The sequence below is a fragment of the Ditibartonella choladocola genome (assembly GCF_002007565.1).
GTDB lineage: Bacteria > Pseudomonadota > Alphaproteobacteria > Rhizobiales > Rhizobiaceae > Bartonella > Bartonella choladocola.
The window spans coordinates 759052-782419 of record NZ_CP015625.1; the positions used below are offsets into that span (position 1 = coordinate 759052).

Sequence of the window (23368 nt, forward strand, 5' to 3'; positions counted from 1 at the left end):
GATGACAGATACCTTCTGGGCGCTGATAGGATTGCTTCTTTTTATAGCTATCCTTGTTTACTATAAAGTGCCTGCACTTCTTAACCGTTTTCTTGATAAACGTGCAGAACTTATTCGCAGTGAACTTGATGAAGCCCGCCGCACACGTGAAGAAGCTCAGGAACTTTTGGCGGTTTATCAGGCCAAGCGCGAGCAGGCTGAAAAGGAAGCAAAAGAAATTATTGCCGCAGCAAAACGCGAAGCAGAATTGCTTGCCAAGGACGCACACCAAAAAATGGCCGATTATGTTGCCCGTCGTAATAAGATGGCCGAACAAAAAATTGCACATGCTGAATCGGAAGCTGTCGATGCGGTGAGGTCTTCGGTTGTTGATATTGCGGTCGCTGCCGCAAAAGAAATGCTTGTTAAAGAAATTGATGAGAAGAAATCTGCCAGTCTCATTAAAGAGTCACTGGCCGATGTTAAAGCGCATCTGAATTAGACTATTTCAATCAGGCCAGTTTCCTTTAGCTGAAATCGAACCACGCTTTATGCGTGGTTTTTTTGTGCCTTCCGTTAACAAGGTTTTCAGAATTGGAAAAATAGTTCCAATGTTATTTCTTTAAAGACACCATGAGCGCCGAAGTGGCGAAAAAAGCGGTAAAAATATTGAGAGATCCTAAATCAACCAAAGCGCAAAAATCGGTTGCTGCATCTGCCTTGGTTCAAGCTCCCGATAAAAGCAAAGCGAAAACGCCGGCTAAAAAAAAGCCGAAATCCGATCAAAAAAATCTTAAAAATACAAAAACAAGCTCGCCGGATAAGCCCTGTATAACCGGTCTTTGTCAAGTCTCCAGTTCAAGGAGCTTTTTATCGATTAACGCTGGCGATGAAGCGTGAAGTTTACTTCAGACGGTAAGGAGTGAAGTTTGATGCGGGCGATGAAGCGTGAAGTTTGGTGCCAGCGAAAAAGCACAAAGTTTCATGCAGACGATAATGCGCAACGTTTATTACCAGCGATGAAGTGTGAAGTTTAATGCGGCAGATAAGGTGTGACGGTTAATGTCGCCAATCAAGCTTAAAGTTTAATGCAGGCGATCAAGAGCAAAGTTTAATACTATTCAGCTTTCAGTTTTATGCCGCCGATAGAACGTGAAGTCTAGCGTCACCGATATAGTATGAAGCTTAATGCCGCCGATATAGTGTGAAGTTTTACGTCGACAATAATAGAAAAACCGGAATCGGGAACGGCGATTTGGTTTATGCTATAAAGCCGGAGCGAGGAGCTGGAAAATGCTTGAAATTCGGTTTTTCGGCGTCAAACAAGTTGTAGGAGAAACTTTTTTCGGCGCTTGGCTTCCGGTTACGAAATCTCTTTCAACTTCCATAAAAGCTTCTGTTTGAAGAATTTTAAACCGCGGCTCTTCGGGAAATCAAGTGGCAAGGGGAAAATGCCGGAGGGGGTAAAACAGGGGCAAGGAACTCTGGTTGGCATGTTTTTACCATTTTCAAGTCGGGGGTAAGAATTTCCGCCATTATGGTTGATAGTTTGTAGAACTCGACCCGACCGGATCGTTATATTGCGATTTTTTCTTAATGTTTACGGCAATTTGCAGGGTGGAGGCGAACAATTAAATATTTTTCTTTGCCTCATGGACAAATTGTAGAAACCAAAGCTAAAATATCCTCCGCTTAAAGCTTATATATAGTAAAATACGTTTTAAGAGCGGGGAGCTTTTATGACGTTGGTTGTCAAATTGGAGCGTTTAGAAGGATATAAAATGTTTAAAGCTGGCAATATTGTTCGGTTGAAATCCGGCGGTCCTAAAATGACTGTCGATAAAGTCAATAATAGCAAAATTTCTTGCGTATGGTTCAAGGATGAGCATTTGAAGACGGCGATTTTCCGCAAAGATACGCTCGAACTCATGGACGAGGGAGAAAAGCACAAATCTTCAAAGAATAAAGGCAAGATCAAAATTGAAGAAAATGGCAGAGCAATGGCCACGTTCAAGGCGGCAAAAAAAACCGAGAAAAAGTCTGTCTAGATTTCTCCCGATAAAAGCATCCGGTTTGTTTGAAAACCCGCTTTGAATTTTTGAAAAACCGCTTTGAAACCTGTTTTGATTGAAACAATCGGAACATTTCAAAGCGGTATTTTATGCCATAATTTCTGTCTCGTTTATTTCTTTTGTCGTTTTCATCATTTTACCAAGCGCAATTCAAATCCCTTTAGTTGTGGGTTCTATTACTTTTGGCGAGACTAGCGCACTACCAATGTTCCACTCTCGAAGAGTGATCCTATCTCAATATGAAATCGACCGGTTCAACAGGTTTTGGAAGCGGCAGGTGAATGGCTGCGCAAACATCACGCTCGATTGTTGTAGCCATTGAATACATAGGCAAGACATTATCAATGTTACTGAAAGGCTGTTCCAATTCATCGCTTAGTGCATCGAGGCCGAATAGAGTGTAGGCGACAAGAAGGCTGGCAACAGGTGTCCACCATCCGAGTATATCGGTGAAGCCGAATGGAATGAGGAAACAGTAGATATAAGCGGTGCGGTGTAAGAGAAGTGTATAGGCAAATGGTACACGCGTATTGTTCAATCTCTCACAGGATGTCTGGTTCTCGTTAAGTTCGGTCAGACTTTTATCGAACATTTGGAATTGAATGTCGCTCAAAGCCTTTTGTTGGTGCAAAACCGCCAGACATTCGGAAATGTGGTTGAGGATAAAAGAAGGCCTATTGTGACTTGCCTGATAGGCTTTAAGAAATTCCTCCGGATAGTCGGCTATCAAAGAGGGAAGCGAAGAGGTTCCCTTCAAATGGTCTACAAGGCTATGGGAAAACGCCGAAGTCAGTTCCAATATGGTTTTGCGGTCGGCTTCACGGTCGCACAATATCGTCGATTGACGAATCATATCGCGCGAACCTGAAATAATTTTTCCCCAAACTTTTCGTCCCTCCCACCAGCGGTCATAACAGGCATTGTTGCGAAACCCCAAAAAGGTCGACAGCGCAATGCCAAGCATCATGAACGCCGTCCCGTTATTATAGGTGGGGATGACGCGGGGATAAAAATGGTGGGCTAATACCAAAGCAGTTGAAAGAACGAGAATTGCGATAAGTTGTGGTGCAATGGCAGGAAGAATAGAGCCATGCAAAACGAAAAAAAGCCGCAAAAAACCCGGCCGCTTACGGATAATCATTTTATTCTCCATTGCCGGTGAGCAAAAACATAATCACCGGCAACAACATTATTTTTAAATTTTTTTACGGCAGTTTGAAGGCATTTGGTGACGACATTGCCTGATTATTGAAGAATATCAATTTGCGTTTTCGTCATTCTCACTGGCCTTCAATAATTGCGTCGCAAACTTGAGCTCCAGCCACAAACTTGAGCTCAAGCCACAAGCTTAGGGTCAAGCGGCAAGTTTGGAAAAATCCGCTACCAAGCCGGATAGTTTGGTAATGCGTTGTAAGAGCGACAATCTGTTTGCCCTGACTGCATTATTATCATCATTGACGAGTACTTTTTCAAAGAATGCGTCAACCGGTTCGCGCAATCCCGCAAGCACGAGCAAAGCTCCCGAAAAATCATTGGAAGCAATGTGCGATTGAACCTTGCTTTCAGCATCGGTAATCGCGTTGAAGAGCCGTTTTTCTTCCTCTTCTATGAAAAGTTCCGGATCAACATTTTCTGCAATCGACGTCTTTTTCTTGATCTCGGCTTCAAGAATATTGAAGGCACGCTTGAAACCGGCAATCAGATTATTCCCGTCATCTGTATTGATAAACGAAATCAACGCTTCAACGCGGCGCGCAACCTGCAAGAGGTCATCGGCATCGCTTTGCATGATCGCATCAATCGCATCATGACGTGCTCCCTCGTCTTTGAGATGAACCTTCAGACGGTCATGGAAGAAAGACAGAAGATCAGCGAGCACCGGTTCGGTTTTCGCTGCTATTTCCTTTTCAAGCTTTTTTTCTTCCATTGAAAGAGCATTGTCTATGTCTTCTGCCGCGTCTGTTTCTTTTGCATTTTCGCGACGCAAGCTATCTTCATAGAGGCTCAGTGCGCGCTCTATTGTGTGACGCGAAATAAGACTGATAGCCTGTTTGAAAATCGGCATGAGGTGGATTGTCCAGTCGCGGGAAAGAAGCAGGCGGATAACACCGAGACATGCGCGCCGCAGCGCAAAAGGATCTTTCGACCCTGTCGGTTTTTCATCAATAAGCCAAAAACCGACGAGCGTATCAATCTTGTCGGCAAGAGCAACAGCAATAGAAACCGGTGCACGTGGAACGCGATCTGTCGGACCTTGTGGTTTGTAATGTTCTTCAATTGCTGCGGCCACACTTGGATCTTCGCCCTGAAGCAGTGCATATTTATGCCCCATGACACCCTGAAGTTCGGGAAATTCACCGACTGCTTCGGTTTGCAAATCCGCTTTCGCAAGGAGTGCGGCGCGTTTGGCGAGTTCAACATCGGCTCCGACCAGTGGAGCAATCAGTGATGAAAGAGCGGCAATGCGTTCAACACGTGCTCCTTGAGTGCCAAGTTTTGCATGAAAAGTGACGTTCAGGTGGTCAAGGCGAGCCATACGTTGGTCAAGTGGCTTCTTCAAATCGAGGCCGAGTTTTTCGGCCGATAGTGTAAGCTCGGAAAGATCCGGCAGGTTGTGCTGGTCGGTATGCCAGAAATACAAGGCATCCGACAAACGTGCGCGCACAACTTTGGCATTTCCAAGGGCTATTTCCTTGCCACCATCAGGTGCTACGATATTGGACACCAGAATGAAGTGATTGGATAGTTTTTGCTCTTCCCCCTGTTTACGGGTGACAAAGCATTTTTGATTGATGCGGATGGTGAGCCTGATAATTTCGGCAGGAATTTGCAAAAAGCTTTCCTCGAACTCGCCCATAAGCACGACCGGCCATTCGACAAGATTCGACACTTCTTCGGCAAGACCATCATCTTCAACCAGATCAAGACCTTTGGCAAAACACAGATTGCGCGCATCCGCAAGGATGATTTCCTTCCGGCGATCACCATCAAGAATGACTTTCTCGTTTTCGAGCTTCGTCACATAATCTTCAAAGCGGCGAACCTCGATCGGTTTGCCATCGCTCATGAAACGGTGACCATAGGTGATATTATTGCTTTCAAGTCCTGCAACCTCGAAAGGAACCACCTCGGTCGCGTCATTTTCAGGACCAAAGACACACAGAATGTTTTTTAAAGGACGTACCCAGCGCAGCGCATTCTGTTTTGTGGATTGCTTTCCCCAGCGCATGGATTTCGGCCACGGGAAATTGCGAATGATGTCAGGCATAATATCCGCAATAATTTCTTCGGCAGTACGACCTTTTTTGACGATCCGCGCAATATAGAAATCACCCTTTTTGGGGTCGGTTCCGATTTCGGCTTCGCTAATATCGGAAAGACCGGCAGACCGCAAAAAGCCGTTAATAGCTTGTTCGGGAGCCTTGGTGCTTGGACCTTTACGTTCTTCATGAACGTCTTTCGAGCGGGCAGTCACGCCCCTTATATCGAGAGTAAGACGACGCGGGGTCCAATATTCTCTGGCAGCTTCGTAAACCAGACCATTGTCGACAAGACCGTTGGTGACAAGTTTTTTCAAATCGCCCGCAGCTTTGCGTTGCATACGAGCCGGAATTTCTTCACTAAAAAGTTCCAGAAGAAGGTCGGGCATCAGGCTTCCCCTTTATAATTTGCGCCACCGGCATCAGTTAACAGAAATGCTTCACCACAACGGCGTGCGAGATCACGCACGCGCAGAATATAGCTTTGTCTTTCTGTAACGGAGATGACACCGCGCGCCTGCAAAAGATTGAAGACGTGACTGGCTTTGATACATTGGTCATAAGCCGGCATAACACAAAGGTGAAGGCTGCCTTTTTCCTGCGGTTTTCCTGCTTCCAGAATAGCCGCACATTCGCGTTCTGCATCTATAAAATGGCGGTGCAAAAGTTCGGTATTGGCAAATTCGAAATTGAACCGCGAATATTCCTGCTCGGCTTGAAGAAATATATCTCCATAGCTTATTTTATCTTTGCCTTCGCGTCCGTTGAAATTGAGGTCGTAAACATTGTCAACGCCTTGAATATACATGGCAAGTCGTTCAAGACCATAGGTGAGTTCTCCCGATACCGGCGAGCATTCGATGCCGCAAATTTGCTGAAAGTAAGTAAACTGCGATACTTCCATACCGTCACACCAGCATTCCCAGCCAAGCCCCCATGCTCCCAATGTCGGGCTTTCCCAGTCATCCTCGACAAAGCGCACATCATGAATATCGGTATCAAGCCCGATAGCGCGCAATGACCCCAGATAAAGATCCTGCAAATCATCCGGCGACGGTTTGAGCAGAACCTGAAACTGATAGTAATGTTGCAAACGGTTCGGGTTTTCACCATAGCGACCGTCGGTCGGACGGCGCGAAGGTTGCACATAGGCGGCTTTCCACGGACGCGGTCCCAATGAACGCAACGTTGTTGCAGGATGGAATGTACCAGCTCCCACTTCCATGTCATAAGGTTGCAAAACGGCGCAACCATATTGCGCCCAATAGTTTTGCAACGTCAGAATGAGACCCTGGAAAGAGCGTTTCGGATCAAGATATTCGGGCAGGCTCACAATATTACCCTTTTAAGATTGATAAAAGAACAACCGGAAAGAGAAGGTCCGGCAAAAAATGTCTATTCTTTCGCGCCTCTATGGTCAAGGGACGAGACAAGTCAAAACAAATGTCGGACTTAAGCTTTATCCTTTTCAGTGTTGTGCGCTATCGGTTTTTTCGACCGTTTTTTCTTCAGGAATGTCTTTCAACCCCGTTTTCAGTTTTTCCTGAATTTTTGCCAGTTCCTCCGGTTCCGGTTTTCCTGCAATTGCATGGTTCCACTGGAATGTGGCTTCAAGTTTGCGCCCGACACGCCAATATGCGTCGCCGAGATGGTCGTTGATGGTTGCGTCTTCAGGGCGTAGTTTGACAGCATTTTCCAGCGTTTTTACAGCTTCATCATAACGCTTGAGCTTGTAATAGGCCCAGCCTAGCGAATCGACAATATAGCCGTCCTGCGCGCGCAGCTCGGCTGCTTTTTTGACCATATTCAAAGCTTCGTCGAGTTTTTCATTCCGGTCAATAAGTGAATAACCGAGATAATTCAAAACCTGAGGCTGGTTAGGGTAGAGCTCAAGTGCTTTGCGGAAATCCGGTTCGGCTTTATCCCACTCTTTCAATCTCTCTTCTGCCATGCCGCGTTGATATAACATCAACCAATTTTGTTTTTCGAGATGGGGAATGCGGGAGATCGCCCGATCCATGACAGCAACGGCTTTATCATATGCCTTGTCCTGCATATAAACGCCGGTCATTGCCATAGAAATGCGCTCGTCTTCCGGAAAATCTTTTTCCAGCGCCGCAAGATGGCGGATTGCTTCTTCACTTTTGCCCGTGTCGGCTAGAATGAGAGCAAGCCTCAATTCCGCATCGCGATAATATGGCGATTTGACCGGAATTTCCTGGTAAGTATCAATAGCCCGCTCGTTTTCCTCCAGTTTTGAGGAAATATCGGCAAGTTGGAAGAGTGTAGCATCATTGTGCGGCCGCAGGGCTTCAGCCAATTGTAAAAAAATGCGGGCAAATGCTTCTGCACCGCCTCGATTGATAGCAGTACCGAGGTCATAAAATACCTCTCCTGCACCCTCTTGAGGTGTTTTTACCAGCATATCAAGCGAACCGCCGGCTTCGACGCGTTGTCGAATATTCTTTAAAGCGTCCCGCCCTGTGAGCATTTTTTCACCTTCGCGCAAAGTGGCGAGAGCTTCATCGCGCTTGTTGTTGCGAAGTTCAAAAGATGCATAAGAAATGATGATTCGTTCATAGGTATCAGGTGCTGCTATACCACCCTGTTGGTCGTTGAGTGCCTGTTTGTAATAACGCTCGGCATTGTCTCTATGACCGGCAAGATCACTCATCAAGGCCATATGATAACTTAAAAACAAATCATACCAGACCGGTCCAAGCAATTTTTTGACTTCATCAACCGCTCCGGCCGTATTGCCACGCCCGAATGTTGCCCAAGCCCCCAGCAAACCGGATGTCAGTGTATCCATGTCGGAAGGGTCGGAAAATTTAAGCTCGCTTTTTGCTGTGATGTAGTTTTTCCGTATGAAGGCGTCACTTGCAAGAGTAAGCCTTACATAACGTTCGACATCGGTATTGCCTTTCAGTCGCTTTGCCTGTTTGACAGCTTCCTTGAAATCGCCTGCCGACAGCAGCGTCAAAAGCATATCCTGCTGCATAGAGACATTGTTCGGTTCAAATCCCAGCGCCTGTTTGAAATAGGAAATAGCAAGATCGACCTTGTTGTCGCTTGCAGCGATGCGACCCGCCAGATAGGCTCCGGCAAAAGACCCTGCTTTGACAGGTTCTTCCTTTTTTGCAACAGCAGATGCTGTCATCAATATCGTACCCGCAGTAAATAATGCAATCAGACGGGTTGCTTTCGCGGCTTGCATGAAAAAATCCTCTTTTGACTTAAAACAGGTTGGCCATATTTATAGAATATATCCAGCCAAAATATGCAAAAATATCATCCGCCACCGGTCATTTTTACGCGAACACTGTTTTATGGAAGATCAGTTTACGCGTGAAATACAAAATTCGATGACTTCGCAAAGTGCGGCTTTTTCTTTACTTGGAGCCAATCCGTCGAGCGCTTTCAAAGCTTCATTGCCATGGTGACGGGCGGCTTTGATTGTATCTTCAAGACTATGATGTTGTTGCATCAATTTTTGTGCGTGGGCGAGTGCATCATCATCATTTTTTCCCTCTTCAAGGGATTGTTTCCAGAATTTTTTTTCCGTCTCGTCGCCACGAATATAGGAAAGAATAACCGGCATGGTAATTTTGCCTTCACGAAAATCATCGCCGGTGTTTTTACCTAAATTTTCCGAATTGCCACCATAATCGAGCGCGTCGTCGACAAGCTGGAAGGCAAGTCCCAGTGACGTACCGTAATGTTTTAATGCCTGACGTTCCTGTTGCCCGCAACCGGCGATAATCGGCCCGACTTCTGCGGCCGCAGAAAAGAGGGCAGCCGTTTTGGCATTGATAACTTTCAAATATTCGTCTTCAGTTGTCGTCAAATGTTTTGCGGCGGCAAGCTGCATGACTTCACCTTCTGCAATAATGGCGGCAGCATTGGCGAGCACCGACAAAGCATCCATGGAATTGACTTCAACCATCATTTTGAATGCTTGTCCGAGTAAAAAATCGCCGACAAGGACACTCGCCTCATTGCCCCAAATCATTCTGGCGGTCGATTTGCCACGCCGCAGATCGCTATCATCAACAACATCGTCATGAAGCAAAGTTGCTGTGTGCATGAATTCAACTGCCGTTGCCAGTTTAATATGCCCCGATCCCTGATAACCGAACAAGCGGGCAGAAGCCAAAGTCAGCATCGGTCTTAATCTTTTACCACCCGAAGAAATCAGATGATTTGAAACTTCAGGAATCATTTCCACATCGGAGCCGGCCATAGCAATGATGAGCTTGTTTACTTTATCCATATCACTTTTTGTAATATCGATAAGCGGCTTTATCGACGCCTGATTATCGGTTTTTTTAACTGTTTTATTGTCAGCAACCAATGCTCATACTCCTGAAAAATCTTTTGATTTTTGCCTGCACCTTAATAAACCAAGCTCACCAACTCAAGCGTGATATTGCTTGAGATAGCGCGTTTCAAAAATTATTTAAGGAAAAATGCTAATTTCTTCTGCGACCGGGTGCCGCACAATCGTTAAATATGCAACATAGCCTCATGATCGAATTATTTGACACCAACGATATTGTCCTCATTTCCTTTGCCGAAAGTCTTATGAAATCGGCCGGAATACTCTATTTTGTAACGGATCAGAATACCAGTGTGGCGGAAGGTTCACTCGGAGCTATCCGTCGCCGTTTTCTGGTTGATAGAGAAAGTGCCGATGAAGCAAGACAAATTATGATAGATGCCGGCCTGGAACATGAACTCGCGCAAGGATAATAAATTGGAAACTTCTTCTATGAACGAAACAATAGATGTCTTCCATCGTGGCGGGTTTTATCTGGTTCAGCCAAAAAATGGCGGGCATCGTTCCGGCATGGATGCAATGTTGCTTGGTGGACTGGTGCCGACTGATTTTTGCGGAAAGCTTGCAGATCTTGGCGCCGGTGCGGGTGCTGCCGGTTTTGCTGTAGCCGCACGTTGCAAAAAAGCCGAAGTTACGCTTGTCGAACGTGAAGCCGAAATGGTTGCTTTTGCCAGAAAAAGCATTGCTCTTGCTCAAAACGCGGCCATTGCCAATCGCATTGACGTTATTTCTGCCGATCTAACCTTGCGCGGTAAAGAACGGCAGAACGCAGGACTTTTTGATAATGCATTCGATTTTGCCATAATGAACCCGCCTTTCAATTCGCCAATGGACCGGAAAACGCCTGATGATCTCAAAGCTGCCGCACATGTCATGACTGACCGGATGTTTGAAAACTGGATACGGACAGCTTCAGCAATTGTGAGACCATCCGGTTTTTTAGGCTTGATCGCACGACCACAATCGTTATCCGACATTTTGAAAGCATGTGAAGGGCGGTTCGGCAATATTTTGGTGTTTCCGGTCCATTCACGCAAAAATAGTCCCGCAATCCGAATTCTGATCCACGCAAAAAGAGCAAGCAAAGCGCCTTTGTCTTTGATGCCGGCTCTTTATATCCATGATAGTGACTTACATGCTTTTTCTCCGCTTGTAGACGCAATCAATAATGGAAAGAAGAGCATCTGGCAGAGTTTGTGAACACGATTTTAACAAAATATTGCTTTTTGCCGTTTACAACTTAAATGACAATGGTGCAGTTTTTTAGCAATAGAAGCAGATTTTCTTATCAGGAGTTCAAACTTTGTCAGGTTTTTTCAAACGTTTTATTCCACGCCGGTTCCGTTCCAACGCCGTAGAAATACCGGTAGTGCGGTTGCAGGGAATGATTATGGAGGCATCATCGCCTTTGCGCCAGACTTTGTCCCTGAGTTCTTGCGCCAATGCTCTGGAAAAAGCCTTTTCGGATAAAGAGGCACCGGCTGTTGCCATCGCTATCAACTCTCCGGGTGGTTCACCGGTGCAATCACGGCTGATTTACCGTCGTATTCGTGATCTTGCCGAAGAAAAACACAAACGCGTTCTCGTCTTTGTTGAAGATGTTGCAGCCTCTGGTGGTTATATGATTGCCTGCGCAGGCGACGAGATTTTTGCAGATCCATCTTCAGTTGTCGGCTCTATCGGTGTGGTATCTTCTTCATTCGGTTTTCCCGAATTGCTCAAAAAAATCGGTGTCGAACGCCGCGTTTATACAGCCGGCAAGAACAAAGTCTCGCTTGATCCGTTCCAACCGGAAAAAAAGGCCGATGTCGATCATTTGAAAGCTTTGCAGCTCGAAATTCATGAAACTTTTATCAATCTCGTCAAGGAAAGTCGTGGTTCCAAACTTGTCGATGACCCTGATCTGTTTACCGGCATGTTCTGGACCGGCAAAAAAGGAAAGGAACTGGGGCTGGTTGATGAACTTTCCGATTTGCGTTCGCTCGTCAAACAACGTTATGGGCGTGATGCCAAGATGCGTCTTGTTTCGGCATCCAGAAGCTTGTTAGGGCGCAAAACTCCGGCAATTTCGGCGGGTTTTGTCTCTTCAACTGTCGATGGTCTTATTCAATCGGCAGAAGAACGGGCTTTGTGGCAGCGCTATGGACTTTAAAAAGACAAATTTTTGCAGGAAGATATAACAATAGTTGTTTCAAGACTTGATTTGCGCTCATTAATTATCAAATAATGATATGGGAGCTAAAGGTGAAAATGTTGAGATTAGTTATTTATGGTCTGATTTGTGCAGCTGCACTTTATGCCTATCGTGCTTTCAAACGCGAATCGCAACGTGTTGCTTTGCGTGTCAAACATGCAGAAGAAGAACGCCGTAACGGCGCGAATGGCACATTGGTCAAAGATCCGGAGACCGGTGAATACTACGTCGAGCGGGATTAAACGTGGCTTCCGGAGTTGCAGGTCGAGCAACAGTAGTAACGCCGATTAAAATCAATTTGGCGCTCCATGTGGTGGGGGAGCGCAATGACGGGTATCACCTTCTTGACAGTCTGGTTTGTTTCAGCTTTGAAGGTGATGTTCTCCATTATGAAGCTGCCGGAACAAACAGTTTTTCCATTATTGGACCGGAAGCGGGTGTGCTGTCAGTAGACACGAATAATCAAACGCATAATCTGGTTGTGCGGGCGCGTGATATTCTTATTAGAAATTTCCCTTCAAAGTCAAAATCCTGCCGGTTAAGCCTTGAAAAAAATCTGCCTGTTGCTTCCGGTATCGGGGGAGGTTCCGGCGATGCTGCCGGTGTGTTTGCGCTATTGAAACAGCAATGGCAAATCGAAGCTTCCGATGAAAAGCTTCTTGAACTCGGCTTGACATTGGGCGCTGATGTGCCGATGTGCTTATCGGCCTTTTTAAATCGTAAATCGCTTCGTGTTTCGGGTATCGGCGAAAAACTTCAACCGGTTGATTGTTGTAAAATTCCGATGGTGCTTGTCAATCACGGGCAGTCGATCTCGACAGCGGAAATTTTTAAACTTTTGGGTAACAGGAAAAGCACGGCACTTGATATTGATGTTGCAAACTTGTCCAATCCTGCTTCACTTGTGAATGAACTCAAAAAAACGCATAACGACCTTTATGAATGTGCACGCTCTCTAGCCCCCGAACTTGATGATGTTTTAGGGATACTTGATGGAAACGGTGCTCTTCTCTCTCGTATGTCAGGGTCAGGTGCAACTTGTTTCGGCATTTATGAAAATATCAAGAGAGCGAAAGAGGCGGCGAGAAAGATAAAATCACAAAAACCGGACTGGTTCGTTAAAGCCATCGAGACTGTCGGCAAAATAAAACCATAATCAGGAATAGAAATCATGAGTCATATTGATGAAAATGCAAAGATGGAATCGCTCAATATTGCGGTTTTGTCAGTGTCGGATACACGTAATTCTAGCGATGACCGGTCCGGAGATGTTCTTGAGGAACGTATCAAAACAGCAGGTCATAATTTGGCAAAACGCGATATCGTTCGCGACGAGATTCCTGAAATCCGTAAAAAGATCGTTGATTGGGCAGCCGATCCCGATGTTGAAATTATCATCACGACCGGTGGTACCGGATTTACCGGCCGCGATGTTACACCGGAAGCAATAGAACCACTGTTTGACAAGCGGATGGATGGATTTTCGGCTATGTTTCATAAAGTTTCCTATGAGACAATCGGCATGGTGACGATACAGTCACGCGCAACAGCAGGGCTAATCAATGGAACATTTGTTTTCTGCCTTCCCGGTTCAACAGGTGCCTGCAAGGATGCATGGGATAATATATTGAAAGGCGAGCTTGATAGCCGCCAACGTCCGCATAATCTGGTTATGCTCATGCCTCGTTTGACAGAACGTTAAGATAATCCCTTTGATCCAGTCAGTATTTTGCAATGATGGAATTGAAAATCTGAATTTTCATTTTTTGCATATAAAGTAAATAGAAGAATTTTATTAATTCTTCTATTTACATATGCAAACGCTAAAAAATATATATAAAACTATACGTTCAAAAATATGATAAAGAAGTTATTTTTATATTTCTTTAGATGGAAAACTTTATTCTAACCGGGAATTTTTTGGTTGGAAATAAACCTCAAATAAGGTAACGCAAAGTTCGTATTTGGTGAACTATTCCGCGAGACTCGGCAATGATTGAAAAAATGTCCAACATCATTACGAACAAAAAGTTTTTAGTGCTTTATTTTCTATTGGTGCCGATTGTCATTTTTTTAAGTGGTTTGGGAAAAACACGTGCTCCGCATGACATATATGCGGTCTCTTTTTCGGTCCCGTTTTCAGAAGTTTATCTCGGTTCATTTTACGATCATAACAATTTGAGCAAGCTGAGATTTGATAACGGAGTGTATGAAAAGTTTAGCGGTAAACTTATAGTCAAAAGGCAAAAAGACGAGCTTCGTCCGTCGTTAACATATCAACTTCAAGAGACAAAATCGTTCCAACTGTTTTTTTTACATCCTGACGATCAGGTTTGCATCGATAAAACCTGTAATACCGTTACAGAGAAGAAAACATTGGGCGTTGTTTCGGATGGTGAAAATGGTTCTATATCGAGCACAGTTGCAAGAATAGAATCATGGGAGATTCCGAATTTTGAGCCATTCTATATTCATTCTGTGCAGGCTAAAGATTTAGTTTTAGCAGATGCTTCAACAGGCGAAGCACGGGAACTATCGTTGTTTAACGATAAGAGATTTAGCGTTGATTTTTATAAAAATACGTCGGATTACTTATTTTCAAACCAGTTAATGCTTCTTGCTTCTTCTATAATATCATCTTTATTCATATATGGGGTGATATTTATTTTATTAAAGAAATATAATAAATTAAATTTATTTGATATTTTTATATTGATATTAATTTTAATTGAGTATTTAATTTTGTTTCCCGGAATATTTACCGATGACGTAGCTTTTAAAGAAATACTATTAGGTGAATTTTCTATACATTATTCATCGATTTTTATGATATATAATTATATATTGTATATGGTTAATATAAAATTACTACAGTTTCCGGTTGTTATTTGGACTGCTTTGACGTTTATAATTATAGCACACTCGATTAGGCAAAAAACAATTCAGTATATATTTTACTATTTAATAGTATTTGTGATTTTAGTTTGTCCTGTATTCTATGCGGTGACATTTGTTTCTCAAAGATATTTCGTTCCACCAATTTTAACGATATTATCTATCTATTTCTTTCTTAAATCGATGTTTGTAAAAGAAGGAGATAGAAAAAATGCTGTTATTTCTGTTGTTATTGTTACATTTGTCGTTCTGTTGAGAAAAGAATATATAATTATACCAATATTATATCTGTCTATATTATTATTTTATAGGAAGGTAATTACATTAAAAACAAAAAAGTGTTTTTTGCTTGGCGGGGTGTTTTTTATTCTGGGTATAGTAGTGGTGAACCACGTTGTTCCGGCTCTTTTCCATGTAGATGTGGCGTATGATAATCGTAGGCTGGAGATGATATCTCTCTTGGATATGGTCAGACCTTATGTCCCTTGTCCAGGCAGTGTGGCTGAACGCAAACCGACTAAAGCGTCTGTTTTGCTGGTTCATGCCATTGATCTTACAGGTAGTACGAAAGCTTATTGCGATAGTCCAACGAGCGAACGTTATTTTTGGGATTCGGTTAATGTTACCTGGATAAGTCCATCTAATCAAAAAAAAGCAACAAAAGAACTTAAAAAAGGATTTGTTCGCTCTTTCTTTGAGCAACCTATGCCTTCTCTTTCGAGATTCAAAGATCGTGCAACCGCTATTTTGAACAAAGACGTGGGGCAATTGAGTGATAAATATAAAAGTCGTACTCTAGGCGATCTCGGCCCTCACGCTGCGGTAGCGGATAACCATAATCTTATATTGGATAAGACCAACACTGTGGTGAGACCGATGGAACAATTCCTGATAAAATTAGCGAACATGTTGAATGCGGATATCAATTATTGGAACTGGTTGTCGGCCTTCATATTGTTGTTTGTGTATCCGGTTCTCTTTTGTCAGCTGAGAGCCGTTTTCATTCTGAATTTTGCAATTATAATTTTGGCGTGCGGTGCTATTTTCCTGTCTCCAACGGTTAATTGGACATATATCCTTATGGTTCCTGTCTGGGTCTTTTTTGCTATACCATTGGCTCTTATGGAAAAAGACTGGTTGAAGTCGCTTAAAGAAAAGAGAAAATCTATTGTTGCATAGACTTAATTCTCTCAGTCGGTCATTTTTGAGATTTGCCTTTATCTCCGGATGTGGGTGGCTTATTGATTTTTGTCTTATGTTGGCGATGGTCTTTTTATTCAGCCTTAATGTTGGCACGGCAAATTTCATATCGTCTTTTATCGCCGTGACTTTTGTCTGGTTTGTTGCTCTTAGAATAGTTTTTACAAAAAAATACAAAGGAAACAGCTTTTTTTTGGCTATGTATTGGGGGTGGCAATTTGTATCAATTCTGTTTTATTCGTATTTAATATCGCAGTTTGTAAATATCGCTTATTTTATTGAGTTGTCGAGGTTTCTTCACATCGGGTGGCAGGCGCTTGCAAAAGTCATTATCACGCCTTTTAATCTCATGACGAATTTTCTTTTTATGTTTTATCTCACCCGTTTTATGGAAAAGAAAGGTTTGATAATTGGAAAATAAGCCACGCATTCTCGTGTTCATTCCCGCTTATCGTTGTGCTCCTCAAATAGGACGGGTGTTATCGCAATTCGATGATGAAGTTCAAAAATGGGTGGACACGGTGATGGTTGTTGATAACCGATCACCTGATGATACACCAGACAAAGCTATTTCCTCAGGGCGAGACCAACTGGATCATTGTCGTTTTATCGTATGGGAAAATGCCGATAATTATGGACTCGGCGGGTCTCACAAAGTGGCGTTCCAATATGCCGTTCAACATGGTTATGATTATCTTGTCGTTTTGCATGGTGACGATCAGGCAGATATCAGAGATTTGCTACCATTTCTGAAGCAGGGAATACATTTGGAAAATGATTGTCTTCTCGGAGCCCGCTTTATGACGGATAGCAAGCTTGAAGGCTATTCGGCATTTCGCACATTCGGTAATCGTGTTTATAATTGGCTGTTTTCAGTGGTAGCATTCCATCGGATTTACGACTTGGGTTCCGGTCTGAATGTTTACCGGTTGGATAAATTTAAGGAATTCTATTATAAAAAATTTCCGGATGATTTGACTTTTAACTATGTAATGTTACTTGGCAGTTATAACAAAGGGCAGAAGGTGCGATTTTTCCCGATTACGTGGCGTGAAAGCGATCAGGTTTCCAATGTCCGGTTGTTTCGCCAGGCGTTCAAGGTTCTTCAGTTACTAGGAAAATATTTTTTTATGCGTGGGCGTTTTTTAAAGTCTGATATGCGAACAGTCAAGCACGCATCCTACACAGGAAAAATTGTATTCACCACGCAAAAAGATGAAGACAGGCAATGAGGTACATTCTATCTATTATAGTCTGTCTTTCGGGATTGGCAGCATTGATCTGGCTCTGGCATTTAAGTCCAATGATCAGACAGACAATCAGCCAAGCGGACATTTTAAAACCGCTTCTCATTATTTTTCTTTATTTATTGAGCCATGTATTGCGCATGGTTCGACTTGCCAACCTTACTTTAGACCAACGTAGAAAAATACCTGAACTTTTGTTGGCTCATACAATCGCATCTTTTCCGGCAGCCGTTATTCCTCTAAAATTAGGGGAGCTTTTTCGGATTGGAGCTTTTTACATTGTATTTGATGGACATCAGAAAGCACTGGCTATCTGGCTTATAGAAAGAATCGGCGATGTTTTGACGTTGATTTTATTTATTTCGCTGTTAGGGGCTGTCGGCGTTGAAATACCGCAAACTGTGCGTAACGTATTTATCGTGTTTTCCGCAGTCTCGATATTAGCACTTCTTGGACTATATTCCTTGTCTCATACTTTTGTTTTTCTTAACCGATATCTGGTGCTCACAAGCTCTTCAGATCGAGGATTACGTCTATTGAAGTTAAGCTACGTTTTTAAACAGTTCGAGTTAACGATACGCGATTGCTTAAAAGGTCGGATTGCCGCATTCTGGTTATCATCTGCACTCATCTGGATCTTTGAAATATTGGCTTATTCCTGTTTTATGTCACAAGTATCCGATCGTGATATGCTGTCTGACAGTTCATTTGCTTTCGGACTTTTTGGAAGTCTTAGCAATCAGGTTCATGGTGCCGGCCAAGGGTTCGGCTTTTTTCAATCTTTCTCATTGGCATGTCTTACATTATGCGGCACTATCATCTTTTTAATTTTTAAATTTTTGAAGCTTGGAAAGCAACCGCGATGACTGCAATGAAGAGTGATTTGGTGATTATTATCGACGATCGCGAATGGGTGCCCGAAGTTTTAAGAAATATCGTCGGCCATAGGCGATTTGGAGATATTACGCTACGTCGCCGCAAATTGTATCATACATTGGTCGACAGTTTGCCCATTTCCATGCGAGATAATGTCTTTCATTTAACCCAAAACGATGACTGCAAAGCGTTGCATGATTTGTTTTCTGCTTCGAAAACACGTATTTCAGCTTTTGTCATTTCAACCAGAGCAGCTTTTCAGGATAGTGGTGATCTTGAAAAACTTGTATTGCGGTTGCCTTATGCTTATGAAAATTTTACTGACAAGCGTTTTCAGCCACTTTTGGCCTATTTTTATGACATGCATGATCTCATTGTAATGTGGGATTTGTTTTCATGTTCGCCAATTACTCGTTGGGAAAAATTCTGGAACGATGAAGCCCAACTGGAAGTCAATCGTCCAATAGATTTGGCAAAAATTAGCGATTTTTTACAATATTCATCCGGCTCGACGGAAACCCGCCATTTCAACAGTGTGAAAATTGATTCTTTGTACTATACGAAGTCTTCTGAAGATCGAAATAAAATGAAGGCTGAATATTGCTTTTATCATTTGGCATCCGAGAGAATGAAGCCATGGTTTGTCGAAACATTCGATTTTAAAGAAGATAACGATCAAAGTTCTTACCGGATGATGCGTTATTATTTTGCTGATGCCGCGCTCCAGTGGATTCATAACGCATTTACAGAAGAAACTTTTTTGCCCTTTATTCAACGGATAATGGCTTTTCTATCCGACCGTCCGCAAAAAGCAGTTGATCGTGATGAGATGTTACAGACAACACGCGAGTTGTACGTAAACAAAGTTGAAAAAAGAATAAAACAATTTTTAGATAGTCATTTGGGGAAGAAGATCAATTTGCAATTGTCTGCATCTGATGCAGAATTCGAGATCAAACATTTACAGTCCCGCTATCTTGATATTTATAGAAGCTTGGAGAAAAAATTACTGCTGGATAGTCTCTGTTTTGGACATGGGGATCCCTGTTTTTCCAATATCCTGTATGACCAGACTCATCATTTTCTGAAGTTTATCGATCCGAAAGGGGCTGTGCGAGAGGAACAATTGTGGACGCATCCTTTCTATGACATTTGCAAGATCTCGCACAGTGTTCTTGGAAATTATGATTTCATCAATAATGATCTGTTCCAGGTATCTTTTGACGATAAAAATCGTTTGTGTCTTGATTTGAAGTGTCCTGATAATCAAAAATTGAAAAATATTTTTATAGAAGAAATAAAAAAACAAAAATTGGATATAAAGCTCATCCGTTTGTGTGAAGCTTCACTATTTCTGTCTATGTTACCGTTACATTTGGACCATCCGAATAAAGTCATGGCATTTATTTTAACGGCAAAAAAAATACTAGATGAGGTGCAGGGTGAACAGTGATACTCCTTTAATTGACGGAACATTGATTGTTGATGTTGATGGTACGCTTTGTGCGTTAAAGACGCCTGAACAATCCTATTCTGATGTCACGCCGAATTTGTCACTCATCGAAAAGCTTCGTCATTATCAGTCCAAGGGGTACAAAATTCTTCTTTTTACCTCCAGAAATATGAAGACTTATAAAGGCAATTTGGCAGAGATTAACAAATACACGGCTCCTGTCCTCCTCGAATGGCTTGATAAATGGAGCGTTCCTTATGATGAAATTTTATTCGGTAAGCCTTGGCCGCGCAAAAACGGTTTTTACATTGATGACCGCGCAATAAGACCAGATGAATTCTTGAAGTTGAGCGAAGAAGAAATTCATGCGCTACTTGGGGAGAAATAATTTGTCACGCACCATAGTTATTACAATGGCGGGCTTGGGAAGTCGTTTTCGCAAAGCAGGGTATGAAGTCCCGAAATACGAGATTGAGGCGCACGGAAGATTACTCTTTGATTGGTCGTTATTGTCGCTTAAAAATTTTTTTAAAGACAGTCGGGTTGTCTATGTATGCCTTAAAGAAAATAATTCGTCCGATTTCTTGATAAAAAAGAGTGAGGCGCTTGGGCTTAACGACATTCGCATTGTTGAAATCGATAAGTTGACAGACGGGCAGGCAACAAGCGCGATATTGTCTTCTGAACATTGGTTACCAAATTCAGAATTGTTGATTTATAACATTGATACCTATGTCGAACCCGATGTCTTGACACCTCAGTCCATTAGAAAAAATTCTGACGGATGGGTTCCATGTTTTCGGGCAAATGGAGACCATTGGAGCTTCCTTTTGCCCGATCAGCAAGGATGGGCAGAAAAACTTGTAGAGAAGAAACGCATATCCGATTACGCAACTATCGGGCTTTATTGGTTTAAGTCGGGCGAAGATTATATAGCTGCATATAACCGGTATTTTTCTCATGCCGATAATCTTGTTCAAGGTGAACGGTATATTGCACCACTCTATAACACTCTTATTGAAAACAGGATGAAAGTGTCATTTTCAGATATTCCGATTAACAAAGTTCATGCTCTTGGAACTCCGGATGAATTGAATGCATTTTTAGCCGATTTTAAGCCGGAATGGGATCCTGCATATAGTTTGAAAAACAACGATGACGAACTCCGGATTGATCCCACAGTGAAAAAATAATGTATTCAGGTGAGAATTCTCAGGCACACACACTATTTGCGGCTGTCAAAGTGAACTTCTTTATCAGACTCAAAGCGTTGCTAGATAAAATGATTCTCTATTGAAAATTAAGAAAATTAAAGAGATCAGAAACCGGAATTGCAATGTTTGGATTTGCAATAAAAGCAAGTTAGCCAACACTTATTGCGTCGCTTCAGATCATGAAATGGTGGAGGCGGGTACAACACCCGGATGATTACAGACTAATTTCCTGATAGCTCGGCAAAAATTCCATGTGAAAAGGAACCGCCGACATCCTCTCATGGGGCAGTTCCGAAGTTCGATAGTCCGGTTGCTGAATACCTCTCCCGAAGGTCAGGTAGCTTCATCAACGACCGACCGGTTAAATCCATGAAACAGGAAGAGGGCTATGTGCTTTGCGATTTTTAAATCATGAAAAATTTATTTGCCGTGTCTTGGCAAAATAGTTTCAAATGATTCGGGTCAGCTTATCTCTCATCACCATGTGTCCAAAAACAGCGTGATAAAATTTCATTTGATTGATGAAAACACGTCAATTCGCTCGAAGTCGGATAAAAGCAGTGAGGTGAACTTATCAATTTGACGGTGATCCGGTCATTTCCAAACTTCGGCTGTAGGTAAGCAGCTCAATTTCAGGAGCAACTATATTTTGAGTCTGAAAACAATATATTCCAGTTCAAAAAGTCAATTTCCATTTCCGTTGTAGAAAAGCACCTCTGTTGTCTGTTGTGCTTTCTCCATGAATTCGTAGAGAACACACGGTGTTTCAACAAATTGCGTTGCGGTCTGAAATTATTGGCTGGAATCCAAGATCTGTATAGGCAGGGTGACGGGATTAAGCTTTCGCAAATATTTATGTAGTGGAGTTTGATTATTATAAATCGAAGCAATCTGATTTTTTGTAATGAGAAGCCCGCCTTCAAGTTGGCGATTTAACCCCAAAAATCGGCGTAATTTCGTAACCTTTTTCGTTCCAATTAATCGGAACTGGGCGGGTCTTGTTTCATTTTCAATATAACGACTTAAAATTTCCCGCCATTGGTCGAGTAACCGTGCACCCGGTACCAGAAAAAGCAACCATTTGCTTTTTGCCGACGTGATCGCAGTGCCTAAATCGCTGCGGGAGAGATAACGGCAGCCGGTATCATCGGCAACTGTCTTCAAGACATTGCTGTGATTTTCCGACCACAAAATAACCTCGCTAACAAGACCGAACACGCTGCCCGATACAAGCATTGCAAGGGTATCGGCCAAGGGATCTATGTCTTCATTTGCGTGAATAATAACACTAACCATAATCTTTCAATTAAATCATTATTTTGTCAAAAGCACGATAATTTATGTTCTTGTTTTGTTCGTATCACCATGGTAGATCGAAAGGATGGGAAAAGCACAAATCGATCAACATCTGGTAAAAGTCATCACCGAGGCCGACCGGCTGGCATTTGACGCAATGTCGGCCGCTGGCGGGAGTGCTTTTCTCGATCAATCCATGATAAGATTGGAAGACAAAAAAACCAGGGGAAGGGGAGCGGCGCTCAATCCTGCCGGAAGGTTCGAGAAACAGTCATGCGAACGTTTTTATGACGGTTGGGATATGGATGAACAGCTTTCTCCGCTTCAAACATCTGTAGAAACCGAAAAAGCCCGTACGATTATTACCCGCAATGTTTCCCCCGATATTTTCTTTGATCGTTCTATCAATCCTTATCGCGGGTGCGAACATGGTTGTATTTATTGTTTTGCGCGCCCGACTCATTCTTATATGGGACTGTCGGCAGGGATTGATTTTGAAACAAAATTATTTGCCAAACCCGACGCGGCAAAACTTCTGGAACGGGAATTGTCAAAACCCGATTATAAAGTCCGGCCAATAGCTATCGGAACCAATACAGACCCCTACCAGCCAATTGAAAAAAACTGGCAGATTATGCGGCAAATTCTTGAAGTATTGGATAAATGCAACCATCCGGTTTGTATCACAACAAAATCGGCACTAATTGTAAGGGATTGCGATATTCTTGAAAGAATGGCTGAGCGAAAGCTTGTCCGCGTGGCTTTATCCATAACAACATTGGACAGAAAGCTTGCCCGCCTCATGGAACCACGCGCCGCAACGCCGGAGCGGCGTTTATGGGCAATCAAAGAATTGACAAAAAAGGGCGTGCCCGTGAGCGTTATGATGGCGCCGGTTATTCCGGGATTGAATGACCATGAAATAGAAAACATATTGACCAAGGCAAAAGATGCCGGTGCGATTGACGCGGGGTATGTCATGCTCAGACTACCTTATGAAGTTGCTCCGCTCTTTAAAGACTGGCTGTTGCGTGAATATCCCGACCGTTACAGGCGGGTTATGCAGCTTCTGCGTGATATGCGTGGTGGCAAGGATTATGATGCGGATTGGAAAACACGCATGTCCGGCGAGGGGCCGTTTGCAAAACTCGTTGCCGACCGTTTTCGCTTGGCGCGGCAAAGATCGGGCTTGCATGAACGCCATCCAAAGCTTGAGACCGGATATTTCAAGCCACCGCTGAAAGTCGCCAAACAATTATCTTTTCTTTTGACGAAAAAGATTGATTAAGGATTTATTTCCCGCAATTCATACGAATGGCCGGACTTGTCCGAAATCTCCTGTA

At 43.0% G+C, this 23368-nt stretch carries 21 protein-coding genes; 15 read left to right on the forward strand and 6 right to left on the reverse strand.

What is annotated here, in order from left to right; translation table 11 throughout:
• The first annotated feature begins 1 nt into the window (after nucleotide 1).
• On the forward strand, nucleotides 2-481 hold the full coding sequence (locus BBC0122_RS03385) for a F0F1 ATP synthase subunit B (RefSeq protein WP_077994464.1): 480 nt from the start codon (nucleotides 2-4) through the stop codon (nucleotides 479-481).
• A gap of 1237 nt (nucleotides 482-1718) precedes the next feature.
• Nucleotides 1719-2027 carry a YodC family protein gene (locus tag BBC0122_RS03395; protein ID WP_077991354.1) on the forward strand — a complete coding sequence of 103 codons (309 nt, stop codon included), beginning with the start codon at nucleotides 1719-1721 and terminating at the stop codon, nucleotides 2025-2027.
• Between the two features lie 253 nt (nucleotides 2028-2280).
• Here BBC0122_RS03395 and BBC0122_RS03400 read toward each other — a convergent pair whose 3' ends face one another.
• From BBC0122_RS03400 to BBC0122_RS03420, 5 genes are all read right to left on the reverse strand, one after another.
• Nucleotides 2281-3192 (reverse strand): bestrophin family protein, encoded by a 912-nt coding sequence (locus tag BBC0122_RS03400; protein WP_077991359.1) that lies wholly within the window; start codon nucleotides 3190-3192, stop codon nucleotides 2281-2283.
• A gap of 213 nt (nucleotides 3193-3405) precedes the next feature.
• The gene (gene glyS / locus BBC0122_RS03405; protein WP_077991361.1) at nucleotides 3406-5700 is read right to left on the reverse strand and encodes a glycine--tRNA ligase subunit beta; all 2295 of its coding nucleotides are present in this window, start codon (nucleotides 5698-5700) and stop codon (nucleotides 3406-3408) included.
• A complete protein-coding gene (locus BBC0122_RS03410; protein ID WP_077991363.1) occupies nucleotides 5700-6644 on the reverse strand; it encodes a glycine--tRNA ligase subunit alpha in 945 nt (314 codons plus the stop codon). Before BBC0122_RS03410 ends, glyS begins: the two co-directional genes overlap by 1 nt.
• Nucleotides 6645-6779: 135 nt before the next feature.
• A complete protein-coding gene (locus tag BBC0122_RS03415; protein ID WP_077991373.1) occupies nucleotides 6780-8528 on the reverse strand; it encodes a tetratricopeptide repeat protein in 1749 nt (582 codons plus the stop codon).
• Nucleotides 8529-8648: 120 nt separating this feature from the next.
• Complete coding sequence (locus BBC0122_RS03420) at nucleotides 8649-9665, reverse strand: polyprenyl synthetase family protein (protein ID WP_225868144.1); 1017 nt, start codon at nucleotides 9663-9665, stop codon at nucleotides 8649-8651.
• A gap of 173 nt (nucleotides 9666-9838) precedes the next feature.
• Between BBC0122_RS03420 and BBC0122_RS03425 the strand changes: the two genes are divergently transcribed.
• The 12 genes from BBC0122_RS03425 (at nucleotide 9839) to BBC0122_RS03485 (ending at nucleotide 20708) form a co-directional block, all read left to right on the forward strand.
• Nucleotides 9839-10063 carry a putative signal transducing protein gene (locus BBC0122_RS03425; RefSeq protein ID WP_077991374.1) on the forward strand — a complete coding sequence of 75 codons (225 nt, stop codon included), beginning with the start codon at nucleotides 9839-9841 and terminating at the stop codon, nucleotides 10061-10063.
• Between the two features lie 19 nt (nucleotides 10064-10082).
• Entirely contained in the window at nucleotides 10083-10850 is a 768-nt protein-coding gene (locus BBC0122_RS03430; protein ID WP_225868145.1) for a tRNA1(Val) (adenine(37)-N6)-methyltransferase, read from the forward strand.
• A 103-nt stretch (nucleotides 10851-10953) separates the two neighbouring features.
• Nucleotides 10954-11802, forward strand: coding sequence for a S49 family peptidase (locus tag BBC0122_RS03435; RefSeq protein ID WP_225868146.1), 849 nt, complete (start codon nucleotides 10954-10956; stop codon nucleotides 11800-11802).
• A gap of 98 nt (nucleotides 11803-11900) precedes the next feature.
• Complete coding sequence (locus BBC0122_RS03440) at nucleotides 11901-12086, forward strand: hypothetical protein (RefSeq protein ID WP_077991375.1); 186 nt, start codon at nucleotides 11901-11903, stop codon at nucleotides 12084-12086.
• A gap of 2 nt (nucleotides 12087-12088) precedes the next feature.
• Complete coding sequence (locus BBC0122_RS03445; protein ID WP_077991376.1) at nucleotides 12089-13000, forward strand: 4-(cytidine 5'-diphospho)-2-C-methyl-D-erythritol kinase; 912 nt, start codon at nucleotides 12089-12091, stop codon at nucleotides 12998-13000.
• A gap of 15 nt (nucleotides 13001-13015) precedes the next feature.
• Entirely contained in the window at nucleotides 13016-13546 is a 531-nt protein-coding gene (gene moaB, locus BBC0122_RS03450; protein ID WP_077991378.1) for a molybdenum cofactor biosynthesis protein B, read from the forward strand.
• Between the two features lie 290 nt (nucleotides 13547-13836).
• Nucleotides 13837-15918, forward strand: coding sequence for a hypothetical protein (locus tag BBC0122_RS03455; protein WP_077991380.1), 2082 nt, complete (start codon nucleotides 13837-13839; stop codon nucleotides 15916-15918).
• Between the two features lie 431 nt (nucleotides 15919-16349).
• Nucleotides 16350-17171, forward strand: a complete 822-nt coding sequence (locus BBC0122_RS03465) for a glycosyltransferase family 2 protein (protein ID WP_077991383.1) — start codon at nucleotides 16350-16352, stop codon at nucleotides 17169-17171.
• A 71-nt stretch (nucleotides 17172-17242) separates the two neighbouring features.
• Nucleotides 17243-18052, forward strand: coding sequence for a lysylphosphatidylglycerol synthase domain-containing protein (locus BBC0122_RS03470; protein ID WP_077991384.1), 810 nt, complete (start codon nucleotides 17243-17245; stop codon nucleotides 18050-18052).
• Nucleotides 18049-19515 (forward strand): hypothetical protein, encoded by a 1467-nt coding sequence (locus tag BBC0122_RS03475; protein ID WP_077991386.1) that lies wholly within the window; start codon nucleotides 18049-18051, stop codon nucleotides 19513-19515. The genes BBC0122_RS03470 and BBC0122_RS03475 overlap by 4 nt, the downstream gene beginning before the upstream one ends.
• Nucleotides 19505-19903, forward strand: a complete 399-nt coding sequence (locus BBC0122_RS03480) for an HAD family hydrolase (protein ID WP_210188148.1) — start codon at nucleotides 19505-19507, stop codon at nucleotides 19901-19903. Before BBC0122_RS03475 ends, BBC0122_RS03480 begins: the two co-directional genes overlap by 11 nt.
• A gap of 1 nt (nucleotide 19904) precedes the next feature.
• On the forward strand, nucleotides 19905-20708 hold the full coding sequence (locus BBC0122_RS03485; RefSeq protein WP_188318075.1) for a glycosyltransferase family 2 protein: 804 nt from the start codon (nucleotides 19905-19907) through the stop codon (nucleotides 20706-20708).
• Between the two features lie 813 nt (nucleotides 20709-21521).
• Here the strand turns inward: BBC0122_RS03485 and BBC0122_RS03490 are convergent.
• Entirely contained in the window at nucleotides 21522-22025 is a 504-nt protein-coding gene (locus tag BBC0122_RS03490; RefSeq protein ID WP_077991389.1) for a hypothetical protein, read from the reverse strand.
• 85 nt (nucleotides 22026-22110) lie between these two features.
• On the opposite strand from BBC0122_RS03490, the gene BBC0122_RS03495 reads away from it, so the two are divergent.
• A complete protein-coding gene (locus tag BBC0122_RS03495; protein ID WP_077991392.1) occupies nucleotides 22111-23313 on the forward strand; it encodes a PA0069 family radical SAM protein in 1203 nt (400 codons plus the stop codon).
• Nucleotides 23314-23368: the final 55 nt, after the last annotated feature.

What these genes read in the sequence shown, in the direction of transcription:
- BBC0122_RS03425 (WP_077991374.1), top strand. Translation starts at nt 9,839, where the DNA reads ATGATCGAATTATTTGACACCAACGATATTGTCCTCATTTCCTTTGCC.
- BBC0122_RS03475 (WP_077991386.1), top strand. Translation starts at nt 18,049, where the DNA reads ATGACTGCAATGAAGAGTGATTTGGTGATTATTATCGACGATCGCGAA.
- BBC0122_RS03430 (WP_225868145.1), top strand. Translation starts at nt 10,083, where the DNA reads ATGAACGAAACAATAGATGTCTTCCATCGTGGCGGGTTTTATCTGGTT.
- BBC0122_RS03490 (WP_077991389.1), bottom strand. Translation starts at nt 22,025, where the DNA reads ATGGTTAGTGTTATTATTCACGCAAATGAAGACATAGATCCCTTGGCC.
- BBC0122_RS03400 (WP_077991359.1), bottom strand. Translation starts at nt 3,192, where the DNA reads ATGATTATCCGTAAGCGGCCGGGTTTTTTGCGGCTTTTTTTCGTTTTG.
- BBC0122_RS03395 (WP_077991354.1), top strand. Translation starts at nt 1,719, where the DNA reads ATGACGTTGGTTGTCAAATTGGAGCGTTTAGAAGGATATAAAATGTTT.
- BBC0122_RS03470 (WP_077991384.1), top strand. Translation starts at nt 17,243, where the DNA reads ATGATCAGACAGACAATCAGCCAAGCGGACATTTTAAAACCGCTTCTC.
- BBC0122_RS03495 (WP_077991392.1), top strand. Translation starts at nt 22,111, where the DNA reads ATGGGAAAAGCACAAATCGATCAACATCTGGTAAAAGTCATCACCGAG.
- BBC0122_RS03385 (WP_077994464.1), top strand. Translation starts at nt 2, where the DNA reads ATGACAGATACCTTCTGGGCGCTGATAGGATTGCTTCTTTTTATAGCT.
- moaB (WP_077991378.1), top strand. Translation starts at nt 13,016, where the DNA reads ATGAGTCATATTGATGAAAATGCAAAGATGGAATCGCTCAATATTGCG.
- BBC0122_RS03455 (WP_077991380.1), top strand. Translation starts at nt 13,837, where the DNA reads ATGATTGAAAAAATGTCCAACATCATTACGAACAAAAAGTTTTTAGTG.
- BBC0122_RS03415 (WP_077991373.1), bottom strand. Translation starts at nt 8,528, where the DNA reads ATGCAAGCCGCGAAAGCAACCCGTCTGATTGCATTATTTACTGCGGGT.
- BBC0122_RS03440 (WP_077991375.1), top strand. Translation starts at nt 11,901, where the DNA reads ATGTTGAGATTAGTTATTTATGGTCTGATTTGTGCAGCTGCACTTTAT.
- glyS (WP_077991361.1), bottom strand. Translation starts at nt 5,700, where the DNA reads ATGCCCGACCTTCTTCTGGAACTTTTTAGTGAAGAAATTCCGGCTCGT.